21 protein-coding genes and 1 pseudogene are annotated in these 24,535 nt (G+C 37.3%); 5 read left to right on the top strand and 17 right to left on the bottom strand.

The genetic code is table 11. From position 1 onward, the window contains the following. Positions 1-70: 70 nt before the first annotated feature. The 5 genes from ACFIMP_RS05465 to ACFIMP_RS05445 all read right to left on the bottom strand — a co-directional run bounded on the left by ACFIMP_RS05465 (position 71) and on the right by ACFIMP_RS05445 (position 5,668). The gene (locus ACFIMP_RS05465; RefSeq protein ID WP_375638376.1) at positions 71-961 is read right to left on the bottom strand and encodes an outer membrane protein; all 891 of its coding nucleotides are present in this window, start codon (positions 959-961) and stop codon (positions 71-73) included. A gap of 181 nt (positions 962-1,142) precedes the next feature. Continuing rightward, positions 1,143-1,823 (bottom strand): outer membrane protein, encoded by a 681-nt coding sequence (locus ACFIMP_RS05460; protein WP_375686111.1) that lies wholly within the window; start codon positions 1,821-1,823, stop codon positions 1,143-1,145. 480 nt (positions 1,824-2,303) lie between these two features. Then, complete coding sequence (locus ACFIMP_RS05455) at positions 2,304-3,140, bottom strand: porin (RefSeq protein WP_375639432.1); 837 nt, start codon at positions 3,138-3,140, stop codon at positions 2,304-2,306. A 336-nt stretch (positions 3,141-3,476) separates the two neighbouring features. Then, entirely contained in the window at positions 3,477-4,310 is an 834-nt protein-coding gene (locus ACFIMP_RS05450) for an outer membrane protein (protein WP_375686110.1), read from the bottom strand. Positions 4,311-5,338: 1,028 nt separating this feature from the next. After that, complete coding sequence (locus tag ACFIMP_RS05445; RefSeq protein ID WP_375611785.1) at positions 5,339-5,668, bottom strand: hypothetical protein; 330 nt, start codon at positions 5,666-5,668, stop codon at positions 5,339-5,341. A gap of 414 nt (positions 5,669-6,082) precedes the next feature. Between ACFIMP_RS05445 and ACFIMP_RS05440 the strand changes: the two are divergent. Further along, positions 6,083-6,525, top strand: a pseudogene (locus tag ACFIMP_RS05440) (integrase); the annotation flags it as partial. A 250-nt stretch (positions 6,526-6,775) separates the two neighbouring features. Here the strand turns inward: ACFIMP_RS05440 and ACFIMP_RS05435 are convergent. The 11 genes from ACFIMP_RS05435 to gshB form a co-directional block, all read right to left on the bottom strand. Beyond that, on the bottom strand, positions 6,776-7,396 hold the full coding sequence (locus ACFIMP_RS05435) for a ribonuclease D (protein ID WP_375632307.1): 621 nt from the start codon (positions 7,394-7,396) through the stop codon (positions 6,776-6,778). After that, the gene (locus tag ACFIMP_RS05430) at positions 7,389-8,783 is read right to left on the bottom strand and encodes a M20/M25/M40 family metallo-hydrolase (RefSeq protein WP_375686109.1); all 1,395 of its coding nucleotides are present in this window, start codon (positions 8,781-8,783) and stop codon (positions 7,389-7,391) included. The genes ACFIMP_RS05435 and ACFIMP_RS05430 overlap by 8 nt, the downstream gene beginning before the upstream one ends. An 83-nt stretch (positions 8,784-8,866) precedes the next feature. Continuing rightward, positions 8,867-9,742, bottom strand: a complete 876-nt coding sequence (gene mutM, locus ACFIMP_RS05425; protein ID WP_375613328.1) for a bifunctional DNA-formamidopyrimidine glycosylase/DNA-(apurinic or apyrimidinic site) lyase — start codon at positions 9,740-9,742, stop codon at positions 8,867-8,869. Between the two features lie 271 nt (positions 9,743-10,013). Next, positions 10,014-11,261 carry an aminopeptidase gene (locus tag ACFIMP_RS05420; RefSeq protein ID WP_375613327.1) on the bottom strand — a complete coding sequence of 416 codons (1,248 nt, stop codon included), beginning with the start codon at positions 11,259-11,261 and terminating at the stop codon, positions 10,014-10,016. Between the two features lie 177 nt (positions 11,262-11,438). Next, positions 11,439-12,272, bottom strand: a complete 834-nt coding sequence (locus tag ACFIMP_RS05415) for a cell wall hydrolase (protein WP_375613326.1) — start codon at positions 12,270-12,272, stop codon at positions 11,439-11,441. 549 nt (positions 12,273-12,821) lie between these two features. Then, positions 12,822-13,544 carry a phosphate signaling complex protein PhoU gene (phoU, locus tag ACFIMP_RS05410; protein ID WP_375611791.1) on the bottom strand — a complete coding sequence of 241 codons (723 nt, stop codon included), beginning with the start codon at positions 13,542-13,544 and terminating at the stop codon, positions 12,822-12,824. A 21-nt stretch (positions 13,545-13,565) separates the two neighbouring features. Next, on the bottom strand, positions 13,566-14,324 hold the full coding sequence (gene pstB / locus ACFIMP_RS05405; RefSeq protein ID WP_375611792.1) for a phosphate ABC transporter ATP-binding protein PstB: 759 nt from the start codon (positions 14,322-14,324) through the stop codon (positions 13,566-13,568). 51 nt (positions 14,325-14,375) lie between these two features. Continuing rightward, on the bottom strand, positions 14,376-15,665 hold the full coding sequence (pstA, locus tag ACFIMP_RS05400; RefSeq protein ID WP_375611793.1) for a phosphate ABC transporter permease PstA: 1,290 nt from the start codon (positions 15,663-15,665) through the stop codon (positions 14,376-14,378). Then, positions 15,662-17,122 carry a phosphate ABC transporter permease subunit PstC gene (gene pstC / locus ACFIMP_RS05395; protein ID WP_375611794.1) on the bottom strand — a complete coding sequence of 487 codons (1,461 nt, stop codon included), beginning with the start codon at positions 17,120-17,122 and terminating at the stop codon, positions 15,662-15,664. The genes pstA and pstC overlap by 4 nt, the downstream gene beginning before the upstream one ends. Before the next feature lie 75 nt (positions 17,123-17,197). After that, positions 17,198-18,244 carry a substrate-binding domain-containing protein gene (locus ACFIMP_RS05390; protein WP_375613323.1) on the bottom strand — a complete coding sequence of 349 codons (1,047 nt, stop codon included), beginning with the start codon at positions 18,242-18,244 and terminating at the stop codon, positions 17,198-17,200. Between the two features lie 133 nt (positions 18,245-18,377). After that, on the bottom strand, positions 18,378-19,325 hold the full coding sequence (gshB, locus tag ACFIMP_RS05385; protein WP_375611796.1) for a glutathione synthase: 948 nt from the start codon (positions 19,323-19,325) through the stop codon (positions 18,378-18,380). 87 nt (positions 19,326-19,412) lie between these two features. Between gshB and ACFIMP_RS05380 the strand changes: the two genes are divergently transcribed. After that, on the top strand, positions 19,413-20,207 hold the full coding sequence (locus ACFIMP_RS05380; RefSeq protein ID WP_375613322.1) for a molybdopterin-synthase adenylyltransferase MoeB: 795 nt from the start codon (positions 19,413-19,415) through the stop codon (positions 20,205-20,207). A 926-nt stretch (positions 20,208-21,133) separates the two neighbouring features. Here ACFIMP_RS05380 and ACFIMP_RS05375 read toward each other — a convergent pair. After that, positions 21,134-21,697, bottom strand: a complete 564-nt coding sequence (locus ACFIMP_RS05375; RefSeq protein ID WP_375611798.1) for a c-type cytochrome — start codon at positions 21,695-21,697, stop codon at positions 21,134-21,136. Between the two features lie 104 nt (positions 21,698-21,801). On the opposite strand from ACFIMP_RS05375, the gene ACFIMP_RS05370 reads away from it, so the two are divergent. The 3 genes from ACFIMP_RS05370 (at position 21,802) to ACFIMP_RS05360 (ending at position 24,338) form a co-directional block, all read left to right on the top strand. After that, positions 21,802-22,533 (top strand): 3-deoxy-manno-octulosonate cytidylyltransferase, encoded by a 732-nt coding sequence (locus ACFIMP_RS05370; protein WP_375686108.1) that lies wholly within the window; start codon positions 21,802-21,804, stop codon positions 22,531-22,533. Then, positions 22,530-23,393, top strand: coding sequence for a prephenate dehydratase (locus ACFIMP_RS05365; protein ID WP_375611800.1), 864 nt, complete (start codon positions 22,530-22,532; stop codon positions 23,391-23,393). The genes ACFIMP_RS05370 and ACFIMP_RS05365 overlap by 4 nt, the downstream gene beginning before the upstream one ends. A gap of 537 nt (positions 23,394-23,930) precedes the next feature. Next, the gene (locus tag ACFIMP_RS05360; protein ID WP_375613320.1) at positions 23,931-24,338 is read left to right on the top strand and encodes a hypothetical protein; all 408 of its coding nucleotides are present in this window, start codon (positions 23,931-23,933) and stop codon (positions 24,336-24,338) included. Positions 24,339-24,535 lie beyond the last annotated feature (197 nt).

Raw genomic sequence — 24,535 nt, 5'->3', positions numbered from 1 at the left:
ATAATAAAATAAAGGCCCCGTTAAACGAGGCCTTAGTATTTTTTGTGCTGATAATTTCATTTTTACGAAATTAGAATTTGTAAGCGACACCTACACGGAAGTCATTGGTTTTGTAGTTGAATTCACGTGTATCGTTGGCGAATTTCTTTTTACCAAAATCGGAGTAACGGTATTCAGCACGTAAAAGAACGTTGTCTGTCATTGCAAAGTCAACTCCACCACCAATAGTGAAACCAAGCATTGTCTTCGTGTCATCAGCCCAAGTGCCACCAGTCAAATCTATGGCTTGCTTAGCCCCTGCCTCTGGCACTTTTCCATCCCCGTCAGCTTTCTGCTCAACTTTAGCTCTCTCTCCTTTTCCTGCAACGGATTGAATGCCCTGCACCTGCGCATAGGCAATACCACCAGCAACATAAGGCATAATACGGTCAACAGCAGCAAAACCGATACGGACACGTGTCGCACCAGACCATTTTTCTTTGTAACTGTGCGTTTCTGTTACCTTGTCACCGTTTTCAAACCGTTGCTGACCTTTTAATTCAACCTTAGCTTTTTCAAGGGCATCATTAAAATTTGCTGCATCTTTTTCAGTAAGAGTCAATTCACGGGCTTTTTTTGATTCTTCACGGTCTGCCCAAACTGCATCGGTTTCAACACCGAGAACGAGACCATTTCCGAGGTCTACGTTAGATCCGGCATAAATGCCACCCATGAAACCAGAAGGACTAGGTGTGTTATCTTTTTTGAAAAGTTCTTTGTCTGCTCCTGGAATAGTTACTTTAGTTTTACTCGAAAAGTTGCCAACTTGACCACCAAGATAAAAACCTGTCCAAGAAAACGAAGGGGCTGCTGCGATAACTGCTGGGGCTGTTTCACGAGAGATGATAATATCAGCAGCTTGTGCTGCAGAAACTGAAATTAAAGCGGCAATAGAAGTTGCTATTAAAGATTTTGTATTCATAATTTTGCTCCTAAATTAACTATAAAACGACCTTACAAGATTATAAATAGAAAAGCTGTAGTAAAAATGTCACAATCACACAAATAAACCCCAGAAAACAGCGGTTTTGTAAAAGTCAAGATCTCTTGAAAATTTAACTTTTTATTAATACTTTTTATTCATAATTGCGCTTTTGATGAAATTAGAACTTGTAAGCGATACTTACACGAAAGTCATTGGTTGTGTAGCCTAGTTTAAGGTAATCCTTTTTATATTCCTTCTTACCAAAGTCTGAGTACCGGTACTCCGCACGAAGCAGAACATGATCTGTCATCGCGAAATCTATACCACCACCAAGGGTGAAACCCTCCATCGTTTTTATTTTATCAAATACTGTAGCAGAAACTTCTTTACTTGGCTTACCCATTTGCCAATTTTTTTGTTCCTGAAACTTTACCAACACCCTGTATTTGCGCATAAGCAATACCATCAGCCACATAAGGCATAATACTGTCAGCGATGGAAAAACCAACACGAACCCGTGTTGCACCAGACCATTTTCTTTGAAACCAATGCAATACACTGCTGTGTCACCCTTTTGAAACTTTTCATCTAATGTGACACCAGCATCTTTAAATTTATCATTAAAATCATCAATCACAAGAATCTTTGAGACCGTCTTCGTCTCTCCTCGGTCTGCCCAGACTGCATCGGTTTCAACACCTAGAATGAGAACATTTCCAAGATCTACGTTGGAACCTAAATAAATACCACCGTTGAAACCGGAAGGCATAGGTAGTGCATCTTTATCTGAAGTTTTTTCTTTTGTCTCAAAATCAAATACATCAACTTTGACTTGAAAAGTTGCCAACTTAACTACCAAGATAAAAACCTGTCTAAGAAAACGAAAGAGCTGTGATAACTGTTGGAGCTGTTTTACGAGGAATGACAATATCAGCAGCTTGTGCCGCAGAAGCTGTAGTCATAGCGATAACAAAAGTTGTTACTAAAGATTTTATATTCGTAAACTTTGCTCCTCATTTATTTACGAGCACAGTATTATACGACTACAAAAAAACGCTGTAGTAAAATGATACAATCATAGGAAACGAAAGCTGACGCAAGATAAAGTCATTTCATAACTTCACGTTTCATAAGAAATTGTAAGTTACAAGTATGTGTAAATTATTGATTTTATGGCATAATTGTTATCTGTCATTTATAAAAATCTTTTTAAGAAAATCTAAATAATATCTTTTACTCCCCTAATAAATATAGGGTATGTGATAATATAACAACAGAAAATAATAGAGGCCCTGTCAAAGACAGAGCCTCTTGGAAGTTTATTTCGTTGTTGACGAAATTAGAATTTGTAAGCAACACCTACACGGAAATCATTGGTTTTGTAAGCTAATTTATCCCCGCCCTTTACAAATGCTTTTTTACCATAGTCTGAGTAACGATATTCTGCACGCAACAGAACATTGTCTGTCATTGCAAAGTCAATACCACCACCTACAGTGAAACCAACCATCGTTTTCGTTTCATCAAACACTTTAGCAGAAGCGATTTCGGCACCTTCAGCTGTCGCTGCCTTAAGAGAATCAACCACTTGCAGCTGCGTATAAGCAATACCACCAGCAACATAAGGCATAATGCGATCAACTGCTGCAAAACCAACACGAACGCGTGTTGCACCAGACCATTTTTCTTTTATAGAGGTGCCCTCTACACGTTTGTCAGTCGCCACGATACCAGCAATAGTTTTTCCTGTAGCAGGTGTAGCTTTAGCTTCTGTAAGCTCATCTTTGAAAGTTTGAAGGCCTGCGTCCCCAATGACTGCTGAATGCGCTTTTGAATCTTCGCGGTCAGCCCAGACTGCATCGGTTTCAACACCTAGAATGAGGCCATTACCAAGATCTACGTTGGAACCTACATAAATACCACCCATGAAACCGGAAGGCTTAGGTGTCCAGTCTTTATCTGTAATTTTCTTTTTTGTTTCTGAATCAACTACATCAACTTTACCTGAAAAGTTACCAACTTGACCACCGATATAAAAGCCTGTCCAAGAAAATGAAGGGGCTGCTGCGATGACTGCTGGGGCTGTTTCACGAGGGATGATAACATCAGCAGCTTGCGCTGCAGAAGCTGCTGCTATAGCGATAACAGAAGTTGTTACTAAAGATTTTATATTCATAAACTTTGCTCCTAATTTATTTATGAGCACAGTGCTACAAGATTACAGAAAGAAAAGCTGTAGTAAAAATGATACAGTCACAGAAAATGGAGGGCACATCCCAGACAAAATTGCTTCATAGCTTGATTTTGTACGAGAAACCTAAAGATTATATATAAATAACTTATTGATTTTTAAATGTAATTTTTGTTTGTTGTCTATGAATTTTTTTAAGAAAATCTGAATAATATCTTTTCACATCCACAATAAATTATGTATTGTGTGATAATATAGCAACAAAGAATAACAGAGGCTCGGTCAAAGACAGAGCCTCTTCGTTATTTAACTTACCATCTATTAAAATTTGTAAGCAACACCAACTCGGAAATCATTGGTTTTGTAAGATGTCTCATATTTATCATTTGAGAATTTCTTTTTACCAAAATCTGAGTAACGATATTCCGCACGTACAATAATATTATTGGTCATTGCTAAATCAACACCAGCACCAAGGGTGTAACCAACAAGGGTCTTTGTTTCATCAGACAGAGTACCAGAAGCGATTACTTTGTCTGAATCTTTATCTGTTATTGAAATCAACGCACTATCTTGAAGCTGTGTATAAGCGATACCACCAGCAACATAAGGCATAATGCGTTCAGCTGCAAAACCAATACGCACGCGCGTTGCACCAGCCCACTTTTCTTTAAAAGTGAAACTGTGGGTTCGTTTAGCACCAGGTTTAAGCGCATCTTTACCAATATTAATTGCAGCGTCTTTTAATACCTTGTTAATATAATTGATGTGTTCTGGGGCAATGACATATGTTTTTCCTGTCTTCGTGTCATCTTTATTAGACCACATGATATCTGTATCAACACCTAGAATAAGGCCATTACCAAGATCAACGTTAGAACCTGCATAAAGACCCCCCATGAAACCAGATAGTTTAGGCAAAAGGTCATCAGGCGCTGGAATCTTGTTTCCATTACTGAGAATATCCATTTTCGTTTTACCCGAAAAACCACCAATCTGGCCCCCAACATAAAAACCTGTCCAAGAAAAATTTGGAGCAACAATAACGGGAGCAACAGGTGTTGGTCTTGGGGGAACAATAACATCTGCTGCTTGTGCTGCTGAAGCTGAAACAAAAGCGAAAGCAGAAGCTGTTATTAACCATTTCATATTCATATTTTCTCTCCATAGCTGAATATTTATTTGAACACACCGTTTCATATAGAGCACCATCTTCAGATATCTGTAGCAAAAATGATACACTTATAAAAAAAACAAAAAGCCAATCAAAGTACCCTTAATTGCTTGATCTGTAATAAATGAGAATAAAACTATGCCCATGCACAAATGGTCTCTTTTCCTCACGTTTTCTCTCCTTTATCATTTTGATAAAAAAACTGCGTCACAGTACCCTCCGTGTAAAGCGTGTGCTATTGACATAAAAATATAATATATTGATTTATAATGAAAAAATATCTTTTATATTAATTCGTCTGCAATATTGACGATGCTCTTATCTTAAGCCTTTTTATATTAAAGAAACCAAAACCATCCCTCTGCACCTCACAAACAAGCAAGTGTGTGAATAAATAAAACTATTTAAAAGCTAAAATGCTTCCTATTAATACTCTCAATATTATAATAGTGAAGACCGTTACAATATTGAGGGCAGCTAAATCTAACTGTTCCATTTAAATTCATACAAACAATGTTTTTAGCTTCATCCTTCGCATAACCAAATGTGAATAGCACTTTGATTATTTTTTCATCATTGTAAAGAACGCTTGTAGCGCACATGAACAAGATCTCCACTACCCTATGGACTGCAACAAGATTACATGCAATTTCATCACGCTTGCTCTTTGTTTTTATTTAGGCATTTATTCCTTTTTGACATATTTACCATTTTTTTCTTCTCTCAACCTTATAGTAAAGTCTTTTTCAGAGATTCAGCCTTATTTGTAGGCTATCATTTCATACTCCTTTACAAGACGAAATTGAAAAAAATACCTAAAGACAGACAACCGGTATGATAAACATTAAAACTTATATAGAAATCTCCTTAAAGCTGAAAAAATGAGAAATCTTTCTGAAAGTTTTCAACCCACCCCTTGCTTTAAAAATCATGAATTTGGCAGAAAAAATATCCCTCTTTTTCAACTTCAAAGCATATATTATACTTCTTGATGTTGTTTTTTCACTTTTTAAAAACTCATTGGACCTCGTGCAAATAGGTTTGGCCGTCCTTTTTTCCCTGGTCTTCTTTTAGGATAATGATCTCTTTTTTTACCAGAATGTAACACAGGTACTAACTTAGCTGCTGTTATGCTTTCGCTGTTATTTGTGCAAGAAAGTTCTATCTGAAAAACTTCAGATAATAACTTGCGAAGCTGTTCACCAGTAAAAAAACCTATTGGAGGAACAGCCGAAGATGCTCTCTGTATAAGGTTTTGAGACGCTAAAAAACTTGCACCTTGAGCCATAGAGATTGAAGCAAAAGTAGCAAAAGCTGTAATAAAATATTTTATGTTCATAAATTTAACCTCATCAAATATTCATAATGGATTTTATCTAGTGCCTTCATTGCAAATTTCCAGAAAAAATAGCATGTTTATAGATAAAAAGTGAGAATCCTTAAAAATAAAGCTTTGGAGCATTTTAATTTTAAAATAAAAGAAAATTGCCCTGCTCTGCCAACATAGAAATTACTTATTGAGTAATAAATAAAGGCACGAAGTATCGTCTGAAAATAATAAACTATACGAACTTCATATAATATACTGATTTATAATGATAATATAGCGTTATCCATATTGACTGAGAATCCTAAATACCATAAGATTCTCTCATTCCAAATCTTTTTCATGTTGAATCAATCAAAACCATTTGTTTGCACGTTACAAGTTGAGAGAGCTGTGTGGATAAAAAACACTAAAAAAAGACTAAAAATGCCTCTTATGAACCGTCTCAAGTGCTAAGGACTTACACAACATTGGGAATTGGTACAGTTGTGTGGATGGTAGCGGCTTGTTACTCCATAAGCATAAAGATGGTAGTGTTCAATAGATTTTATATTGGTATTGGAAGCTTTATTGTTATATCTTTTATGAGCGCCACCGTAAAATGAACTTGGGTGTCGGTTTCTTTACAAAAAGCACATGAATTAGCAACACAAATATATTCCGTTTAGGGCGTTCTGTTTTACACGAAGAACGTAAATCCATTAAAAACATGAGGCAATGCGTAATCTCTATTATTTAACAGACATTGCTTTAAATACTTTTGAAAGTCGTAAAGCAGAATTAAAAATGATGGTAAAGATGAGATTTGGTTTTTACATTTACACATTCATATTCTCCCCCAATTAGGCTGTATACCGGTTTCAGAGATTTAAGTCTTCCAACCTACCGTATGTTTCCAGCCTCTCCTCAAAATTGCTTTGTTTCAAATAAAAGCTGTTACAAAAATAAAAAATATGGATTCGCAAAAGTATTTTTATTGCCTAAACTTCAAATGAAATAGCACTTAAGAATTTATTATAATTCTTATCAGAAAAGATGAGAGGATAAAACGCCCATAATGTACAAGCATTTTGTCCTCTCACATCAATAATTAACTCTATTTAAAAGCCAATTTTAAAGTTAGCTATGCGCAAAAATATCAACTTCCGCCCATCCTAAAAGATCAAGCCTAGCTCTCATAGGCAAAAATTGAAAGCATGCCTTGGCAACATTTTCTCGCTCTTCACGTCTTAAACGTTCTTCAAATATAACCTTTAAACGATGTAAATATAACACATCCGACGCAGCATATTCAATTTGTGCCTGTGATAACGTTTCTGCCGCCCAATCCGAAGATTGTTGCTGTTTAGAAATATTCACATTCAGCAATTCATTACAAATTTCTTTCAAGCCATGACGATCCGTATAAGTGCGCGTGAGTTTCGAAGCAATCTTTGTACAAAAAATAGCCTCTGGCATAACACCAAATGTATGCGCTAAAATAGCAAGATCAAAACGCCCAAAATGAAATATTTTGGTTATTGCGTTATCCTCAAGCAATTTTATCAAATTTGGTGCACTCTTTTGTTCTTTAGCAATCTGAATAACGTCAGCAGTACCATCTCCAGAAGAAAGCTGAACAACGCATAAACGATCACGATAGGGTTGTAATCCTAAAGTCTCGGTATCAATCGCAATGGCATCAGTTTTATAATTGTCTAAGTTTGGTAAATCACCTTGATGAACGCGAATCTCAGCCATTTACCCTCCTACTTGCTAAAGCAGCAAGAATACGCGCCCAAGACCGCTGCCCCTTATGAAACGATTTTAAATTATACTTTTCATTAGGAGAATGAATACGGTCATCAGCCAATCCAAAACCAACCAAAAGAGTTTCCATACCAAGAATTGACCGAAAATCTGCTACAATTGGGATCGAGCCCCCCATGGCTGTCAAGACAGCGGGCACTTCCCACTCTTGTGATAAGGCATCCTTCGCCTCCTTGATAAAAGATGAATCATCAGAAATCTGAAGTGCCGGAGAAGAACCGTGATTCTTAAATTCAACCTTACAATCAGCAGGAATTGAGCTACGTACATAATCACGCAACGCTTGGCGTATTTTCTCTGGATTTTGCTTATGCACCAAACGACACGATACTTTTGCACTCGCTTGAGAAGCAATAACTGTTTTCATCCCTTCCCCTTCATAGCCGCCACTAATACCATTAATTTCCATGGTAGGACGTGCCCATACAAGCTCTAAAATGCTCCGCCCTTTTTCACCAGCTGGAACGGAAAGTCCTATAGGACCAAGAAAATTTTCAGCAGTACAATTAAGTGCATTCCATGATTGTAAAATCTGTGGAGGTGTTTCTTCTACGCCATCATAAAAACCAGGAAGTGTTGCCCTATTATTTTCATCGTGAAGTCCTGCTAAGATTTTCGTTAAAATACGAATGGGATTAGCTGCTACTCCTCCAAAATAACCAGAATGCAAATCACGATTCGCTGCTGTGATAATAATCTCTTCTGCCATAATTCCCCGAAGAGAAAGAGCAATAGATGGTGTATCCGCATCCCACATTGACGTGTCACAAACCAATGCATAATCTGCCTTAAGTTCATCTGTATTTGCTTTTAAAAAAGGAATAAGGGAAGGAGAAGCACATTCTTCTTCTCCCTCAAATAAAACAGTAACTTTAATAGGAAGCTGCCCTGTTTCTTTCTTAAATGCACGACATGCTTCAATAAAAGTCATCAACTGACCTTTGTCATCTGAAGCTCCACGAGCACAAATAACTTTCTCTCCATCTCTCTCTTTTAAAGAAGGTGTAAATGGATCATCCTCCCATAAACTCAATGGATCAACAGGTTGAACATCATAATGTCCGTAAAACAGCACATGCAAACAATCATCTGAAGGTCCAGGATGATGCCCAACAACCATTGGATGCCCCGGCGTATCACGGCGTGAAGCCTCAAAACCGATGCTTTTTAAATCCTCCACTAACCAATCAGCTGCTTTACGACATGCATCCTTGTAAGCCGAGTCTGTAGAAATCGATTGAAAACGTAAAAGAGAAAAAAGGCGTTCAAGGCTCTTCTCTATATTTCCATCAAGATGTGTTAGTACTTTATTCAGCATAAAAAAACCTTTCAAGCCTTGTGTAATTATATTATAGATGCGATGACTTTAAGCCTCTTGTAAGATTTTGCAAGACACCTTATTCATTTTTGACATTGTGAGCAGTAAAAACTTGAACGTCCAGCCTGTAAAATGCGCATAATAGGCGCTCCACATTCCAAACATTGCTTGCCTTCTCGTCCATAAACTGAAAAAGCATGCTGAAAATAACCAAGCGAACCATCTATATGCATATAATCACGTAAAGAAGAGCCACCAGACAAAATGGCTTCAGAAATCACATTGCGTATATTTTGTGCTAAAGAATCTGCAAATTCACGTGCACGTGCCGTTTTTGATGCTAATGTAAATGCACCACGTTGTGGAGACAAACGACTCCGCCAAAGTGCTTCACAAACATAAATATTCCCAAGACCTGCAACAATAGACTGATCAAGTAAAACACCCTTGAGAGACATTTTTTTATTAACAAAAGCCTTTTGTAAATAACGACCAGAAAACGAATTACTTATAGGTTCAAGACCTAGCTTATTTAAAAGTGGATGTTCATAAAGCTTATCCGTATCGACTAAAAGCATAAACCCAAAGCGACGCACATCATTATAAATAAGACGATAAACGTCACCATTCTTTGTCTGAATATCCATGACAAAATGATCATGTTTAACTAATTTACTTGACGCTGAACAAGCTTTTCTTAAAAAATCATTCTCTATACGCCATGAACCAGACATTCCTAAATGGCTTAAAATCGTTTCATCCTGAGAAAGATGAAATAATAAATATTTCGCACGCCGACCAAGTTCTATAATTGTTCTGCCAATAAGGCGCTCAGAAAAAGCCTCAGGAAAAGGAAAGCGCAAATCTCTACGATTAAGTTTGACAGATACTATCTTTGCATCAGTTACAACGGACTCAAGTCCACGACGAACTGTCTCTACTTCAGGAAGCTCAGGCATTACTCTTCTTTAATAATTATACACTTTCCAATCGTATCACTGATAAATTGACTTCTTCCCCCCTCAAAAAACGAAGACTTCCTCTACATCTACTAAACAAATTCTTGATGAGTCGATTTTACTTGGATTCCTACTCATGTGAATCATTTAACTAAAGGCTTTATGGACAAACCCTGCCTTGAATATATACCACACACTCTAAAATACTTAACGTATCAATAAAGCTTACATCCCACCCCACCTCAAATGACCGCGTTTTATGGTAACAAAATTAAGCCCATTCACCCTTACGAAATACAGGAACTCTTACACCATCTTGGGTAATGCCATCTATGTCAATTTCACCAGAACCAATCATCCAGTCAATATGAATGACACTTTTATTCCCACCACGTGCTGCAATCTCTTCTGACGTCAATGATGCCCCATCTAAAAAGCATTTGGAATAACACTGCCCTAAAGCAATATGACATGCAGCATTTTCATCAAATAAGGTATTATAAAAAAGGAGGCCACTCTTAGAAATTGGTGAAGAATGGGGCACAAGGGCAACTTCGCCCAACCGGCTTGCACCCTCATCACTTTGCAAAACCTGCTGTAAAACTTCTTGGCCTGTTGATGCACGAGCCTCAACAATACGCCCGGCTTCAAAACGTACTTCAATATTATCAATCAGAGTTCCTTGATAGGAAAGGGGCTTTGTTGAGCGAACGAAACCTTCAACCTTATGAGCATGAGGAGTCGTGAAAACTTCTTCTGTCGGAATATTCGGATTGCAAATAACACCATTTTGAGCAACGGATGCACCACCATGCCATTCATGATCATCTGCCAAACCAACAGTTAAATCAGTCCCTGGCCCTGTAAAGTGTAAGGCAGAAAAACGCTGCTCATTAAGCCAAGATGACCGTTTCTTCAAATGTGCATTATGAACAGTCCACGCCTGCACCGGATCTTCTCCTGTAACACGTGAAGCAGAAAAAATTGCATCGGCTAATTTTTTAATCGCCTCATTAAGTGGTAAAGAAGGAAACATTGCCTCAGCCCATCCTGCTGTTGGATAAGCAACAATCGACCAATTCATAGCAAAATTTGATATTTGCTTGAGTGCCGGCTGGTAAGCTATTGAAGTGGCTTTATTTAAACGTGAAACCTTATCAAAATCCTGATTGGAAAGGAGCAAAGGATTATCACCAACAATCGCTAAACGCGCTGCCCCATTTTCAAAAGCCTTTGCCATTCCCTCATAAAGCCAAGAAGGGGCACAATCAAAACTAGCTGTATGGGCATTTTCAAACCGTGTAAGCGATAACATATCATCACTAAAAATTGGTGTAATGACACCAGCACCAACCTTATAAGCATGATATGCAATACGCCGAACAAAAGGTAACGCTGAAACTGGAGCAGTTAAAACAAGATCCTGCCCCTCTTGTAAATTCAACCCCACTTTCACTGTAATTTCTGCAAGACGATTAAGCATTTCAGGCAAAATTGTCTCATGAATATCAAAGTACATTACCAATACCCTTCTTTAAATAGAATGCGTTCTTTATGTCGTCATATTATAAATTGTTTTTCAGATCCTTTGAGTTCGCTTTCTCTACGTATATTTATGCGTATCATTATCGCTAAAATTCACTTAATTCATAAACCGCAATGGGTATATCATCCTTCTTTGGTCATGAAAAACTTACTAGTTCCTGTGTCGTTTTTCTAACATTGCAACAATTGCATTTAACTGATCAGATGAAGGTAAAACCATAATCGTTTTATTTTCCTCTTTCCTAGCTAGATGTTGAGGTGCATAGGCAGGGATAGGAACTTTATCAAGCTGTACCATAGCAAAAGGCGCAGGATGTGCCATCTTGGACTGTGCTACTTCTGTCGAAGGAGATGTACTTTTCTCTGCCTTTACGCCCCTACTCTCTAAGCCTTCATCTATAAAGCTTGGCGCATGACCAGAACGTTCTTGAGCAAAAGCATAAGCAACATCATAAGGGCGATTATTTGTAGGAACTTGAAGCTCTCCATCACGTGATCGTTTTTCATAAAAAGCATTTCCCCCTGCAACCTGAACATAATGCATGTTTTTATACGGAAAAGACAAACCAGCGGTATGAAAAAACTTAGCGTGTTTAACTTTCTTATCTCGTTCACCCCGTAAAACGGCATCAGCCGCCTCTCTTACACGAGCAACAGATGCTTTCTCCGTCATAGGACGCGTTAAAACACCAGGAGCAAATTGCCTATATTGACCAACAACACCACAAATCGTCTTAGGATAGGCGGTTGAATTAACACGATTCATAACAACCGTTCCAACGGCAATCATTCCTTCACGGCTTGTGCGATTTGATTCAAAATACATCGCTCGCATAAGACATTGACGCTCTGTCAATGGATATGTAACCGCTTTTGTCTTATTATTATTTATTTTTCCAGCATCTAAATGACTTGAAGCACATCCCACAACAACTAACGGCGCTACACAACAGGTAACAAAAACATTCCAACGATTTTTTTTCATCTTATGCAACACATTCCTATAATCTCTGAGATATTCAAGTCTTGAAATGAGCTTTAAATGTATCTCTCAATAAAGTACATAGCTAATTGTTACCACTCAGTAAAATTTTAATACAAGAGGTAATCAAAAAGTATCTATGCAAAATAAAAAATAAAAAACTCTTAATTTACAGATCGATATTGTTATTCTTCATGGTTCAATATAGGCTATAATAACCCACACGTTTCAATTACAATAAAGTAACACTATCCACTTCTTCTACATACGAAAAAATAATACAGATATCCCCTTTAATATAAAATTTTAACAAAATGATCTGAAAGGAAATTCCCCTAGAAAACTCCCCTCCTGCCACAATACGAGTGATGATATCATCCAATATACAAATATGTCAAACCAAGAGTTAACAATCTGCCATGCTTCTCTGAAAAAGCTCTTTGTTGCTTCTTTGTGCTTTGCCATAAAATGGTTATCTTATTCTTCTTATAGCTGCACTGTAAGAAAATACTCATATATCTACAAACTTATTTTATACATATAAGAAAAATTTTAATCTATTTTCTTCTCACCTACCCCAACTTTATAAGTAAGGTCATCACGAGGACGATCAGAGGACATATGGTAACCCGTTATGATATAATGCAGCATTTCAGCAATATTAGTAACATGATCACCAATTCGTTCAATATTCTTTAAACAAAACAGTAAGTGCGTACAAACCGTAATATTGCGCATATCTTCCATCATATACGTCAAAAGTTCACGAAAAAGAGAAGTATACAAAGCATCAATCTTCTCATCACGCTCACGCACCGCGTCAACACGCTCTAATAGGCGACTCGTATAAGCATTTAAGACTTCTTTTAATTGATTGAGTGCTAAAGCTGTAATTGTTTCAAGCCCATGATAAACAGAAGCAGATTGACGTATTTCTGAAAGTGCAACAGTCCTTTTAGCAATGTTTTTTGCCATATCCCCAATCCGTTCAAGATCAGAAGAAATACGAATGGCTCCAATAATTTCACGCAAATCGACAGCCATCGGTTGGCGTTTGCAAATAATAGCAACCGCTTTTTCATCAATGTCACGTTCTGCTTCATCTAAAAACACATCATCGGCAATCACTGTCGTTGCAAGTTGAAGATCACTACTCACAACCGATGCGACAGAACGTTCAATCATCCTTTCTGCATGGCTCCCCATTTCTGTAATCCTTACTCTTAAATATTTTAGTTCTGCATCATAAGAACGGACAGTATGTTTCATAGACATATCTTACACTCCTCAATTCACCTATCCAAAACGCCCCGTAATATAATCTTGTGTCCGTTGCTCTTTTGGTGAGGTAAAGATCATTTCAGTCGCACCAACTTCTACCAAATGCCCTAAATGAAACATAGCCGTATATTGAGAAACACGTGCGGCCTGTTGCATGGAATGCGTTACGATAACAATTGTATAATTTTGCCGTAACGCATCGATAAGCTCTTCAATCCGTGCTGTTGCAATGGGATCAAGAGCTGAACAGGGCTCATCCATCAAAATAACTTCAGGACTAACCGCAATAGCACGTGCAATACACAAACGCTGTTGTTGTCCCCCTGATAAACTTGTTCCAAGATCATGAAGGCGGTCTTTTACTTCTTCAAACAAACCTGCCTGCCTCAAACTCTTTTCAACGACATCATGCAATTCAGAGCGTGTTTTAACTAAACCATGAATGCGTGGACCATACGCAACATTCTCAAATATAGATTTTGGAAAAGGGCTGGGCTTTTGAAAAACCATTCCAACACGAGCGCGCAATTCTACAACATCAATCCGTGTGTCATAAATATTCTCCCCATCTAAGGTAATAAGACCAGTTGTTTTAGCGCCTTCAATTGTATCATTCATACGGTTAAAACAACGCAAAAAAGTTGACTTTCCGCATCCTGATGGACCAATCAAAGCAGTTACTTGATGTTCAGGAATATCAAGTGTAATACCGTGGAGTGCTTCTTTATCTCCGTAAGAAACCTTCACATCCTGACCGCGCATTTTAATCTTCATTACAAAAATTCACCTTACAAAAATCTTATCAAAGCTGTTGTTTTATTAAAATTACTGGCGGCGTTCAAATCGTCGACGTAAAAAAACCGCAGAAATATTCATGATCGCAAGAAAAATCATCAATACAATAATAGCACCTGATGTCTTTTCAACAAAAGCACGCTCTGCTTCACCCGCCCACATAAAAATTTGAACAGGCAAAGCCGTTGCTGGATCCATGGGGGTCGTAGGAATATTAACAACAAAAGCAACCATTCCAATCAAAAGCAAAGGAGCTGTTTCACCCAAAGCCTGAGCGACTCCAATAATTGTGCCTGTTAAAATGCCAGGCGCAGCTAAAGGAACAACATGATGAAAAATCATTTGTGTTTTTGATGCTCCCAACCCCAAAGCTGCAGAACGAATAGAGAGAGGAACAGCACGCAGAGCAGAACGTGTTGCAATAATGATCGTGGGAAGAGTCATGAGCGCTAAAACAAGACCACCAACAAAAGAGGCTGAACGTGGTAATCCTAAAAAATTAACAAAAAAAGAGAGTCCTAAAAGACCAAACACAATTGAAGGAACAGCTGCAAGATTATTGATATTAACCTCTATAAAATCTGTAAATTTATTTTTGCGTGCATATTCTTCTAAATAAAGAGCCGTTGCTATGCCTATCGGAAGGGAAACTAATAAAACGATGCCTATCATATAAAGAGAACCAATGATCGCAACACCTAATCCCGCAGTCTCAGGACGACTTGAAGCGCCAAATGTAAAAAAACCAATATTAAATGTTTTATAAAGCGTACCATCATGCGCTAAACGCTTTATCCATTCTATTTGTCGATTAGAAACTTTACGGTTTTTTTCTGCTACACGCAGATCAATCTGTCCCTTATAAGCAGAATCAATATCCGCAGATGCCAAAACTTTAACTTTTTGCATTGTGCCAATCAGTTTTGGATTTTTTGTCACCATTTCACGCAGTTGAACACGGACACCATTTGAAAACATACGGTTAACGTCCAAAAGAGAGGCTCGATCATTTTGATTGATATTAAGTTTCTTCGCTAAAGCATTGCGTACAAGAAGTGGATAATTCGCCGTCATGAGCACTTGTGGTTTTGTTTTACGTTGACCACTTGGATCAATGATCTTTTCATCCAAATAAATCGATAATGTCATTTCACTTTGAAAAAAAGCTGTATAACCCTGACTAATGATAGACCATAAAAGCGTAAATAAAAAAAATAAACCAATAAAAATGGCAATCAAACCATAGGCACGAAAACGACGTTCAGCCCAATACCGACGCTTGAGACTAATATTGCGACGAGGAAAAAAATCTTCATTCATTCATATTGTTCCCGATATTTACGCACAATATAAAGAGCTAGAATATTCATCAAAAGTGTCATAACAAAGAGCGTCATCCCTAAGGCAAAAGCCACCAGAGTTTGTGGAGAATTAAACTCAAAATCACCGGTCAATTGATTAACAATCTTAACAGTCATCGTAGTCATTGCTTCGAAAGGATTGAGTGTTAAATTTGCTGCAACACCTGCCGCCAAAACCACAATCATTGTTTCTCCAATTGCACGCGATGCCGTCAACAAAATAGCCCCCATAATCCCTGGAAGCGCTGCTGGTATAACAACTTTTTTAATTGTTTCAGATTGCGTTGCGCCTAAACCATAAGAACCTTCACGTAAAATGCGTGGAACAGCCGTAATAACATCATCCGATAAAGAGGAAACAAAAGGTATCAACATAATTCCCATCACAACTCCAGCAGTCAAAACACTTTGTGCCATAATAAAACTAACCCCGTCTGAGAGAGAAGCAGAGAGATCTCGTAAAAATGGTCCCACAACCTTCAAAGCAAAAAAGCCATAAACAATCGTTGGAATGCCAGCAAGAACTTCTAACAATGGCTTCACAATTGCTCGCAATCGCGCAGAAGCATACTCCGCCATATAAAGAGCTGAAAATAGTCCTATAGGTACAGCAAAAAGCATGGCAACAAATGCAATATAAAGCGTACCAGCAAGAAGCGGTATTAGACCAAATTGTCCTACTTCATCGCTGGAACCGCTCGCGGAAAAACGCGGATCCCAAACTGTTCCTAAAAAGAAATTTGAAAAGGATACAGACTGAAAAAAGCTTACTGTCTGAAAAAGCATAGAAAGCGCAATGGCTATTGTTGTCAAGACTGCAACAATAGATGCACAAATCAATCCAATAATAATAAAAGATTCAACCTTATTACGGGCACGTTGATGAGGCGCAATTTGCATCATTCCACAGATAAAACCAAAGGACGCAATAGCAAAAAGAAAAACATAACCTATAAACTTAAGCTTTTCAGAAGAGAATACCCACGACTGTGCTATTTTGAACACATCATCCGATGCTTCATCGGATAAAATCAATCCCTTCGCGAGTAATTGTGCCTGCACTTCCTTATAGGAAGCGGTAGAAAGATTCCCCTCAAAGCGATGAATCTTTTTGACGAGACTTCGAAGTGTCTCCCAAAGTAGATCGTGATTTACAGGCTCTGTTACATGCGCACTATACGCCCCCAGCTCTCGAGAGGCATTATATTCTAAATAAATTGTACTCCCAGCATCCCAAACAATTAAAAAAATAAAAGCTGGAATAACAGTAATCAAAAATGTCCACCAGCCATAATAATACGCACGAGAATGCATTTTATGTTGTCTGTATTCAAGAATGCGTGCTCGCATATAAGAAATACAAAAGCCACAAAATCCAAAAATCAATAATAGCAAAACAATGAAGGAAATGCGCATTTTATCTTTCAGTTTTTATAAAAAAATAGCACCCAAATTTCCTATCTCAGAAATCCAACAAATTTTCCCTGCAAATTATTTCAATGTCATTACTCGACCAGCAGAAAAATCAGAACGCTGTGCTTGACGTTCCTTTTCAGGAGAAACAATCAAACCATATTCAGCCAAAGGACCCTCTGGACCAATCATTTGATCAGAAAGAAAAAAATCAACATACTCTCGCAAACCTGAAATAATACCTAAATGTGCTTTCTTAATATAGAAAAAAAGCGGACGAGAAACCGGATATTGTCCACTAGAAATCGTCTCAACTGTTGGCGCAAAACCGTTAATATCGGCAACCTTTAGTTTATCAGCATTATTTTGATAAAAAGACAAACCAAAAATACCAACCCCTGTTTTATTAGAAGTTAGACGCGCAAATGTTTCAGAATAATCACCATCAATATCAACCGCTTTTCCATCCTTACGTACCGCAATACAAGCAGTGTGTATCTCCTTATCATCCATTCCTAAAGACTTCATCACTTCAACTGCCCCACTCTCTTTACACCCCTTAGTAAGTAATTTTTCCTCAAAAACTTCACGTGTCCCATGCTTCTCCCCAGGAATATACGCTGCTATCGTCCAATCAGGAAGAGCACTATTGACTGCACTCCATTTCAAAACATTATTCGGTTGCAACTTTCCGTCTATAATAATTCGAGCAGCAAGGGCTTTATAAACATCTACTGGCTGTAATTTCCAATCAGGTCCCTTAATATCAGTTGCAAAAACAATGCCATCATACCCAATACGTATTTCCTCAACATCTTTTACACCAGCATCAAAACAAGACTGTAATTCACTCGGTTTCATTGCTCGCGAAGCATTAACAATATCAACAGTGTTCTCCCCAATACCACGGCAGAATTCCTTAATACCAGCTCCTGTTCCTCCCGATTCGATAACAGGAACCTTAAAATGGGGATAAATTTCTCCAAATGTTTCAGCAACAATCTTTTGATAAGGTAAAACTGTAGATGAACCAGTAATCTGTATTTGATCGCGCGCATTGCCTCCATTTGCTGACAGCAGTAGCGCAAAAATCAATCCCACTCCAATTGATAATACTTTGTTCATCTATAAACTCCCTAAAAATTGAAAACAAAGCCTCTTAATTTATATTATACGGTCATTCTAGTTCACATTTGCAACATAACAAATATAAAAAACAACATGGATCATTTTTTTAAAACCATGTTTTTGTCCTCTGTCAAATAAATTCATTTGAACGCTTGAACTCAATAACATCCCAAAACAAATGAGCAACATCCGTACCGCAGAAGCGTTTAATTTCACGAATTCCCGTAGGAGACGTCACATTAATTTCTGTTATATAATCTCCGATCACATCAATCCCCACAAAAAGAAGACCGCGTTCCTTTAAGGCTGGACCAATGCGTTCACAAATTTCATAATCACGTTTTGTTAACTCCACATTTTCCGCGCGACCTCCAGCATGCATATTAGAGCGCACATCTGTTTCTGTCGGAATTCGATTAATAGCTCCAACAGGTGTACCATCAAGCAAAATAATCCTTTTATCTCCTTTTCGTACTGCCTCTAAATAGCGCTGAACAATAAAAGGTTCGTGATAAATTTCTGCAAACATTTCTAACAATGATGCTAAATTGCGATCATCTTGTCTTAAATAAAAAATACCAGCGCCCCCATTCCCATAAAGTGGTTTAACAATAATATCGCCAAATGTCTCTCTAAAAGCTGTTATTTCTTCAATATCTTTGGTAATTAATGTTTCTGGCATCAGATCAGAAAATTCAGTAACAAAAATTTTTTCTGGACTGTTGCGTACCCATGCAGGATCATTCACAACGAGTGTTTTAGGATGAATACGCTCTAACAAATGAGTTGTTGTGATATAATTGAGATTAAAAGGTGGATCTTGGCGTAAAAGAACCACATCCATATCTGTTAATTCCGTACGAACAGGCTTTTCTAATCGATAGTGGCTTCCCTCTTTATCATGTACAATCAATGGCTCTAGTCGTGCAATCACACAACCATCGTATAGAGATAAACGATCTGGTGTATAATGGAAGAGAGAGTGTCCACGTTCTTGGGCTGCTAAAGCGAGTGCAAATGTCGTATCTCCTTGAATCCGAACTGTTGAAATATGATCCATCTGAATGGCAATTTTCATAAATAAATCCTCTCTATCCTAAAAGCAGACTGGTCTATGCATCATAAACTTAGTAAACAATAAAAGAACTATGACAAGAGAAAATTTATGACACAAGAAACAGATATAAAATTAAACAACAAAGAAATCGAACGCTATGCACGCCACATCATTTTGCCTGAGATTGGTGGTGCAGGGCAACAAAAGCTAAAAACAGCACGTGTTCTTGTTGTAGGCGCGGGTGGTCTTGGTGCTCCTGTCTTAACCTATTTGGCTGCCGCAGGTGTTGGAACCCTTGGAATTGTCGATAACGACATCGTTTCACTTTCCAATTTACAACGCCAAGTTATTCATAAAACAAATGCAATCAACAAAAGCAAAACAGACAGTGCTGAAACCACTATAAAAGCAATAAATCCCCATGTTGTAGTTAAAAAACACACCCTACGCTTAGATAAAAGTAATGTGGATAAACTGCTCAATGCTTACCACATCATTGTTGATGGAAGTGATAATTTTACCACACGCTATCTTCTCGCTGATCACGCTGCCCAATGCAAAAAACCTCTAATAAGCGGTGCTGTAGAACGTTTTAATGGCTCATTAACGGTCCTTATGCCGTATAAAGACAATAATCCTCACTATCGCGATTTATTTCCCACCCCTCCAGCTCACGGGACTATCCCAACATGCGCTGAAACTGGAATCATCGGTGTTTTACCTGGCGTTATTGGGACCCTACAAGCAATGGAAGTTATTAAAATGATCACAAACATCGGAGAGCCATTAGTAGGAAAGATTCTTCTCTATAATGGATTATTAGCGCAATTTAATATTATTACTTATAAACGCTCAAATTATAAAGAAAATACCATAGTTATTAAGAAGCTTGGAGAATCATGATTATGTCCTCTCTTCCACTAATTTTTAGCACTCTCGCAATATGTATTGAAATACTAATTAATTTTATCGCAAGTCATCGAAACATTGTAACCAATGAAACCTATTAAATTTATCACAAATATGGCAAACCTTTTGTGAAAAAATAATTCTCTATAATGGATTATCAGCATAATTTCATGTCATCGTCTATAAATGGACAGAGACTCGTGGGAACGCAGCTGCTATCAGTATTCTTGTGTAAAAAATTTTCGACGTAGATAAAAATACAATCAGCAGAACTCTATTCAACTATTTTACTATTCACACATAAAAATTGTTTCACATGAAAGTGCTTACTTCAAACCATAACCTATAAATAAATAATTTAAGTCATATTTTAGTGATCGATACTATAAAAGGTCAATGATCTGTCCGTACATCTCTAACCTCAAGAGAAAACGTCTATTCATCGAGCATCATAAAATGCAGCTTAGGATTATTGCACGTATAAGAACAATCAATTGTCTCTGTTCATAAGAAAAATACATGGGACTTGATGTAAAAGTACATAGGGATTGATGTGTATAGAAGGATTGAGATAAACCTCATGGAGAGCTTTAATTACATAATTATTGCATTCAGAAGCAGAAAGCTGCGGCTCATGAATTGATAATCCTTCAGCAATAATTTCACAGACAAGTATATGTAGAAAAAGTGAAGCACACAAATCTTGAAAACCAATCCACAGACGACAGCGTAAAGAGTGCATTTTTATAAAAGATCTCTTTAAAATAAGCGAGTAAATATGCAATGTTAAATATGTTCTGTTTTGCGTGAGGGGCGTTCCCCCCTAACAAAACATCAATAAGAGCTCTTTTTATAAAACTGTGAAACTAAAATTACAAAAAAATCAGACTTCTTTCTAAAATTAACATCTATGGTATAAGTTAATTTGGCTCGTTCGCTTTATTATTATCCATTGGTAAAGGAACAGGATGATCGGATAAACTGCGTAAATAAAGCAAGAGATCGGCACGATCTTGGTCATTTTTAATTCCACGAAAAGACATAATGGTCCCAGGAAAAGCTTCACGTGGAGAATGTAAATAACGATCTAACGTTACAAAATCCCATTTTTGATCAGAATGAGCACGTAATGCCCGTGAATAAGCAAAACCTGCTGCTGATGCCAAAGGGCGGTTAACAATCTCCCAGAGAACTGGACCAACACGCCCTGCTTCATTGCGTCCAGATGTGTGGCATATGGCACATTGGCGAAAAACTTTACGGCCATTTTCAAAATTGCCTTGTTGAAGGCGGCTATTTAGTGATAGGGAAACATCAGGTGCTTTTTGTTTTTCTTGAAATATATCATTCTTGGCAACTGTATGATGATATTGGACTGATGTAGGATGATCATAAACTATATTGCTGAGTGTGAAAATCCCCACAATAGCGACCAGCACACATAAACAAGCACAAATAAAATAAATAAATCTCGAGCGATTCATAAAAACTCAAATGTTCACGGTTTTATTACCATTTTTAGTTTAAGCTTTTTCTTTATAACACACAACATCATAAATGCATCACAGATGACATTGGGAATCTTACAATGGCTCTTGAACCAATTATTCTTATTCCTGCCCGTATGGGCTCAACCCGTCTTCCTCAAAAAGCTCTCGCTGAAATTGGCGGAAAACCGATGATTGTTCATGTCGTAGAACAAGCCAAAAAAGCTGGAATAGGACGTACAATCGTTGCAACAGATCATAATGATATCGCTAAAGCTGTTGCAGATTATGGGCATGAATATATCATAACACGAGGTGATCATAAGTCTGGATCTGATCGTATTTATGAAGCTTTAGTGCGCATTGATCCTGAACAACGCTACAACGCCATTTTAAATATACAAGGTGACTTACCAACAATCATGCCTCGTGAAATCATTCGTGCGCTAAGCCCTTTAGAAAATAGCTTTACTGATATTGCAACCTTGGGTGCCAAAATCATTGAAGAAAATGAAACAAGAGATCCCAATGTTGTCAAAATCATTGGTACACCGCTTTCTCAAAATCGCCTTCGTGCTCTTTATTTTACGCGCGCCAAAGCACCTTATGGAGAGGGTCCTCTTTATCACCATATTGGAATATACGCCTATAGGCGCGAAGCACTTGAGAAATTTGTATCATTCAAACCCTCACCACTTGAGAAACGTGAAAAACTTGAACAATTACGTGCATTAGAAAACAATATGCGTATCGATGTGGAAATAGTCGATACAATTCCCTTAGGTGTAGACACACAACATGATCTCGATAGAGTTTGTGAGATTTTAGCATGAAAATACTTAAAAAAACCAATAAAATTTCTTTCCAAGGAGAATACGGCGCTAATTCCCATATTGCTTGCTCCAATATGTTCCCCAATATGGATGCTGTTCCCTCTGCTACTTTCGAAGACGCCCTTAATTTAGTGGAAAGCGGGAAAGCTGATCTTGCTATGATCCCTATTGAAAATACCCTTGCGGGACGCGTTGCAGACATTCATCATCTTTTACCACAGTCATCTCTTTATATTATTGATGAATATTTTTTACCTATCCATTTTCAACTCATGGTTTTGCCCGGCGTTACACATGACGAAATTAAAACCGTCCACAGCCATACGCATGCCCTTGCACAATGCCGAAAAATCATACGAAACAACGGTTGGAAACCTGTTGTTTCTGCTGACACCGCTGGAGCTGCAAAATTTATTAAAAAAAATGCTAAACGTTCACAGGCTGCCTTAGCACCTTTAATCGCAGCAGAACTCTATGGACTTGATATTATTGAAAGAGATGTTGAAGATAACCCTCATAATATTACCCGTTTTGTCATCCTTTCACGCTCCAAACGACATGTCCCCAAACCTCAAAATGGCGAAAAAATCATCACCAGTCTTCTTTTTCGAGTGCGCAATGTCCCCGCTGCTCTCTATAAAGCTATGGGAGGATTTGCAACGAATGGTATCAATATGACAAAATTAGAAAGCTATCAAATTGGTGGAAATTTCAATGCAACACAGTTCTTTGTTGATATTGAAGGACATCCTGAAGACCCGATGATGAAACTTGCCTTAGAAGAATTATCTTTCTTTTCTGCAGAACTGCGTATTATCGGTACTTATCCAGCACAAAACGATCGAACATCGTATATATAAAAGCAATTAAGCTGCTATCATTTTTTGTTGATATCAAAAAGCATCGTAAAAATTTCATAATGCAACGTATCTTGAAAGAGCTCGTTTTTTTCTACTCAACACCCTTCATAAAAACTGAAGAAGAAAAAACGGCTCATAAAAGAATATATAAATTATTTCCATAATATTTTCTCACAAATTATATCATGATAAAAAGCACTTCAACTTGTATAAAAACCAGTGTAAAAAAACACAGTAACCAAAAATAAAAACGCTTGTACCATCTATTTCCTTTTATATATTCAAAGAGAGCTTCTTGAGAAAAGTCATTTCCTCTGACAATATTCCAATAAAGATAACGAACTTCTAAATTAGCTCTCAAAACAATTCAAATTATTATACATAATAGAGCATTCAAATCTCTTAGATTAATGTCATTCTAAACATGGTTTAAAACTAGAAAATGCAACTTAGCCCTGATTTTAGCGTTAAGTTTGAGCTTTTATCTTTATAAAAATTGATTTATGATTCACCTCACTTTAGAAAAAGGAGAGGATAATGAAAAAAATCTTCATGCAAGGATTATTAGCCGCAAATATTCTCGCCTACTCTAGTGGTGCGTTTGCTGGCTTTGGTGAGAGAAAATGGAATTTTGGGCTGGATGAAAGTGTTGTGATCATCCCATCCGATACAATCCATCAAGGAGCTGAATACTCTTGTAGTATCTTTGAACCGAAGAAAGTATCCTTTACTTTATCATACTCTACCCCTTCTGATTTAAACAAATTGAGAATTGCTGTTGATGATGAAAAGAAAATAACCCATGATAAAGAAAAGAAGATCTTTATCCTAAAAAATATAAAATCTCTTCATATAAGTTTTCCTTCGTCAGGACATTATATTTTTAAAAATATTACGAAGAAAAAAGTTGTTGGAACAAATTGTGACACAGGAGATTATGATTAACAATATTTCTATAACATCTAAATTTGAGTAGAGTTATTCTTTTTTAGGTATTTTTTTCAAAATAGGGCATAATGAGCCATTAAAACTAATCGCTGAAAAGCTTATTTTTGTACTAATATGGCAAACCTTAAGCTGCTTATAAGGTTAGATATTAAAGAACTTTTGCGAAAACTAAATGACTAAAATTAAATTGTTCT

Origin of the sequence: Bartonella sp. AP65SXKL (genome assembly GCF_042195725.1) — a bacterium.
Classification (GTDB): domain Bacteria; phylum Pseudomonadota; class Alphaproteobacteria; order Rhizobiales; family Rhizobiaceae; genus Bartonella.
Note: the sequence above shows the minus strand (reverse complement) of the source record. Positions and strands in the feature narration are given on the sequence as shown.

Coding starts and splice junctions, on each gene's coding strand:
- ACFIMP_RS05465 (WP_375638376.1), bottom strand. CDS start 961: ATGAATACAAAATCTTTAATAGCAACTTCTATTGCCGCTTTAATTTCA.
- ACFIMP_RS05455 (WP_375639432.1), bottom strand. CDS start 3,140: ATGAATATAAAATCTTTAGTAACAACTTCTGTTATCGCTATAGCAGCA.
- ACFIMP_RS05450 (WP_375686110.1), bottom strand. CDS start 4,310: ATGAATATGAAATGGTTAATAACAGCTTCTGCTTTCGCTTTTGTTTCA.
- ACFIMP_RS05445 (WP_375611785.1), bottom strand. CDS start 5,668: ATGAACATAAAATATTTTATTACAGCTTTTGCTACTTTTGCTTCAATC.
- ACFIMP_RS05435 (WP_375632307.1), bottom strand. CDS start 7,396: ATGGCTGAGATTCGCGTTCATCAAGGTGATTTACCAAACTTAGACAAT.
- ACFIMP_RS05430 (WP_375686109.1), bottom strand. CDS start 8,783: ATGCTGAATAAAGTACTAACACATCTTGATGGAAATATAGAGAAGAGC.
- mutM (WP_375613328.1), bottom strand. CDS start 9,742: ATGCCTGAGCTTCCTGAAGTAGAGACAGTTCGTCGTGGACTTGAGTCC.
- ACFIMP_RS05420 (WP_375613327.1), bottom strand. CDS start 11,261: ATGTACTTTGATATTCATGAGACAATTTTGCCTGAAATGCTTAATCGT.
- ACFIMP_RS05415 (WP_375613326.1), bottom strand. CDS start 12,272: ATGAAAAAAAATCGTTGGAATGTTTTTGTTACCTGTTGTGTAGCGCCG.
- phoU (WP_375611791.1), bottom strand. CDS start 13,544: ATGTCTATGAAACATACTGTCCGTTCTTATGATGCAGAACTAAAATAT.
- pstB (WP_375611792.1), bottom strand. CDS start 14,324: ATGAAGATTAAAATGCGCGGTCAGGATGTGAAGGTTTCTTACGGAGAT.
- pstA (WP_375611793.1), bottom strand. CDS start 15,665: ATGAATGAAGATTTTTTTCCTCGTCGCAATATTAGTCTCAAGCGTCGG.
- pstC (WP_375611794.1), bottom strand. CDS start 17,122: ATGCGCATTTCCTTCATTGTTTTGCTATTATTGATTTTTGGATTTTGT.
- ACFIMP_RS05390 (WP_375613323.1), bottom strand. CDS start 18,244: ATGAACAAAGTATTATCAATTGGAGTGGGATTGATTTTTGCGCTACTG.
- gshB (WP_375611796.1), bottom strand. CDS start 19,325: ATGAAAATTGCCATTCAGATGGATCATATTTCAACAGTTCGGATTCAA.
- ACFIMP_RS05380 (WP_375613322.1), top strand. CDS start 19,413: ATGACACAAGAAACAGATATAAAATTAAACAACAAAGAAATCGAACGC.
- ACFIMP_RS05375 (WP_375611798.1), bottom strand. CDS start 21,697: ATGAATCGCTCGAGATTTATTTATTTTATTTGTGCTTGTTTATGTGTG.
- ACFIMP_RS05370 (WP_375686108.1), top strand. CDS start 21,802: ATGGCTCTTGAACCAATTATTCTTATTCCTGCCCGTATGGGCTCAACC.
- ACFIMP_RS05365 (WP_375611800.1), top strand. CDS start 22,530: ATGAAAATACTTAAAAAAACCAATAAAATTTCTTTCCAAGGAGAATAC.
- ACFIMP_RS05360 (WP_375613320.1), top strand. CDS start 23,931: ATGAAAAAAATCTTCATGCAAGGATTATTAGCCGCAAATATTCTCGCC.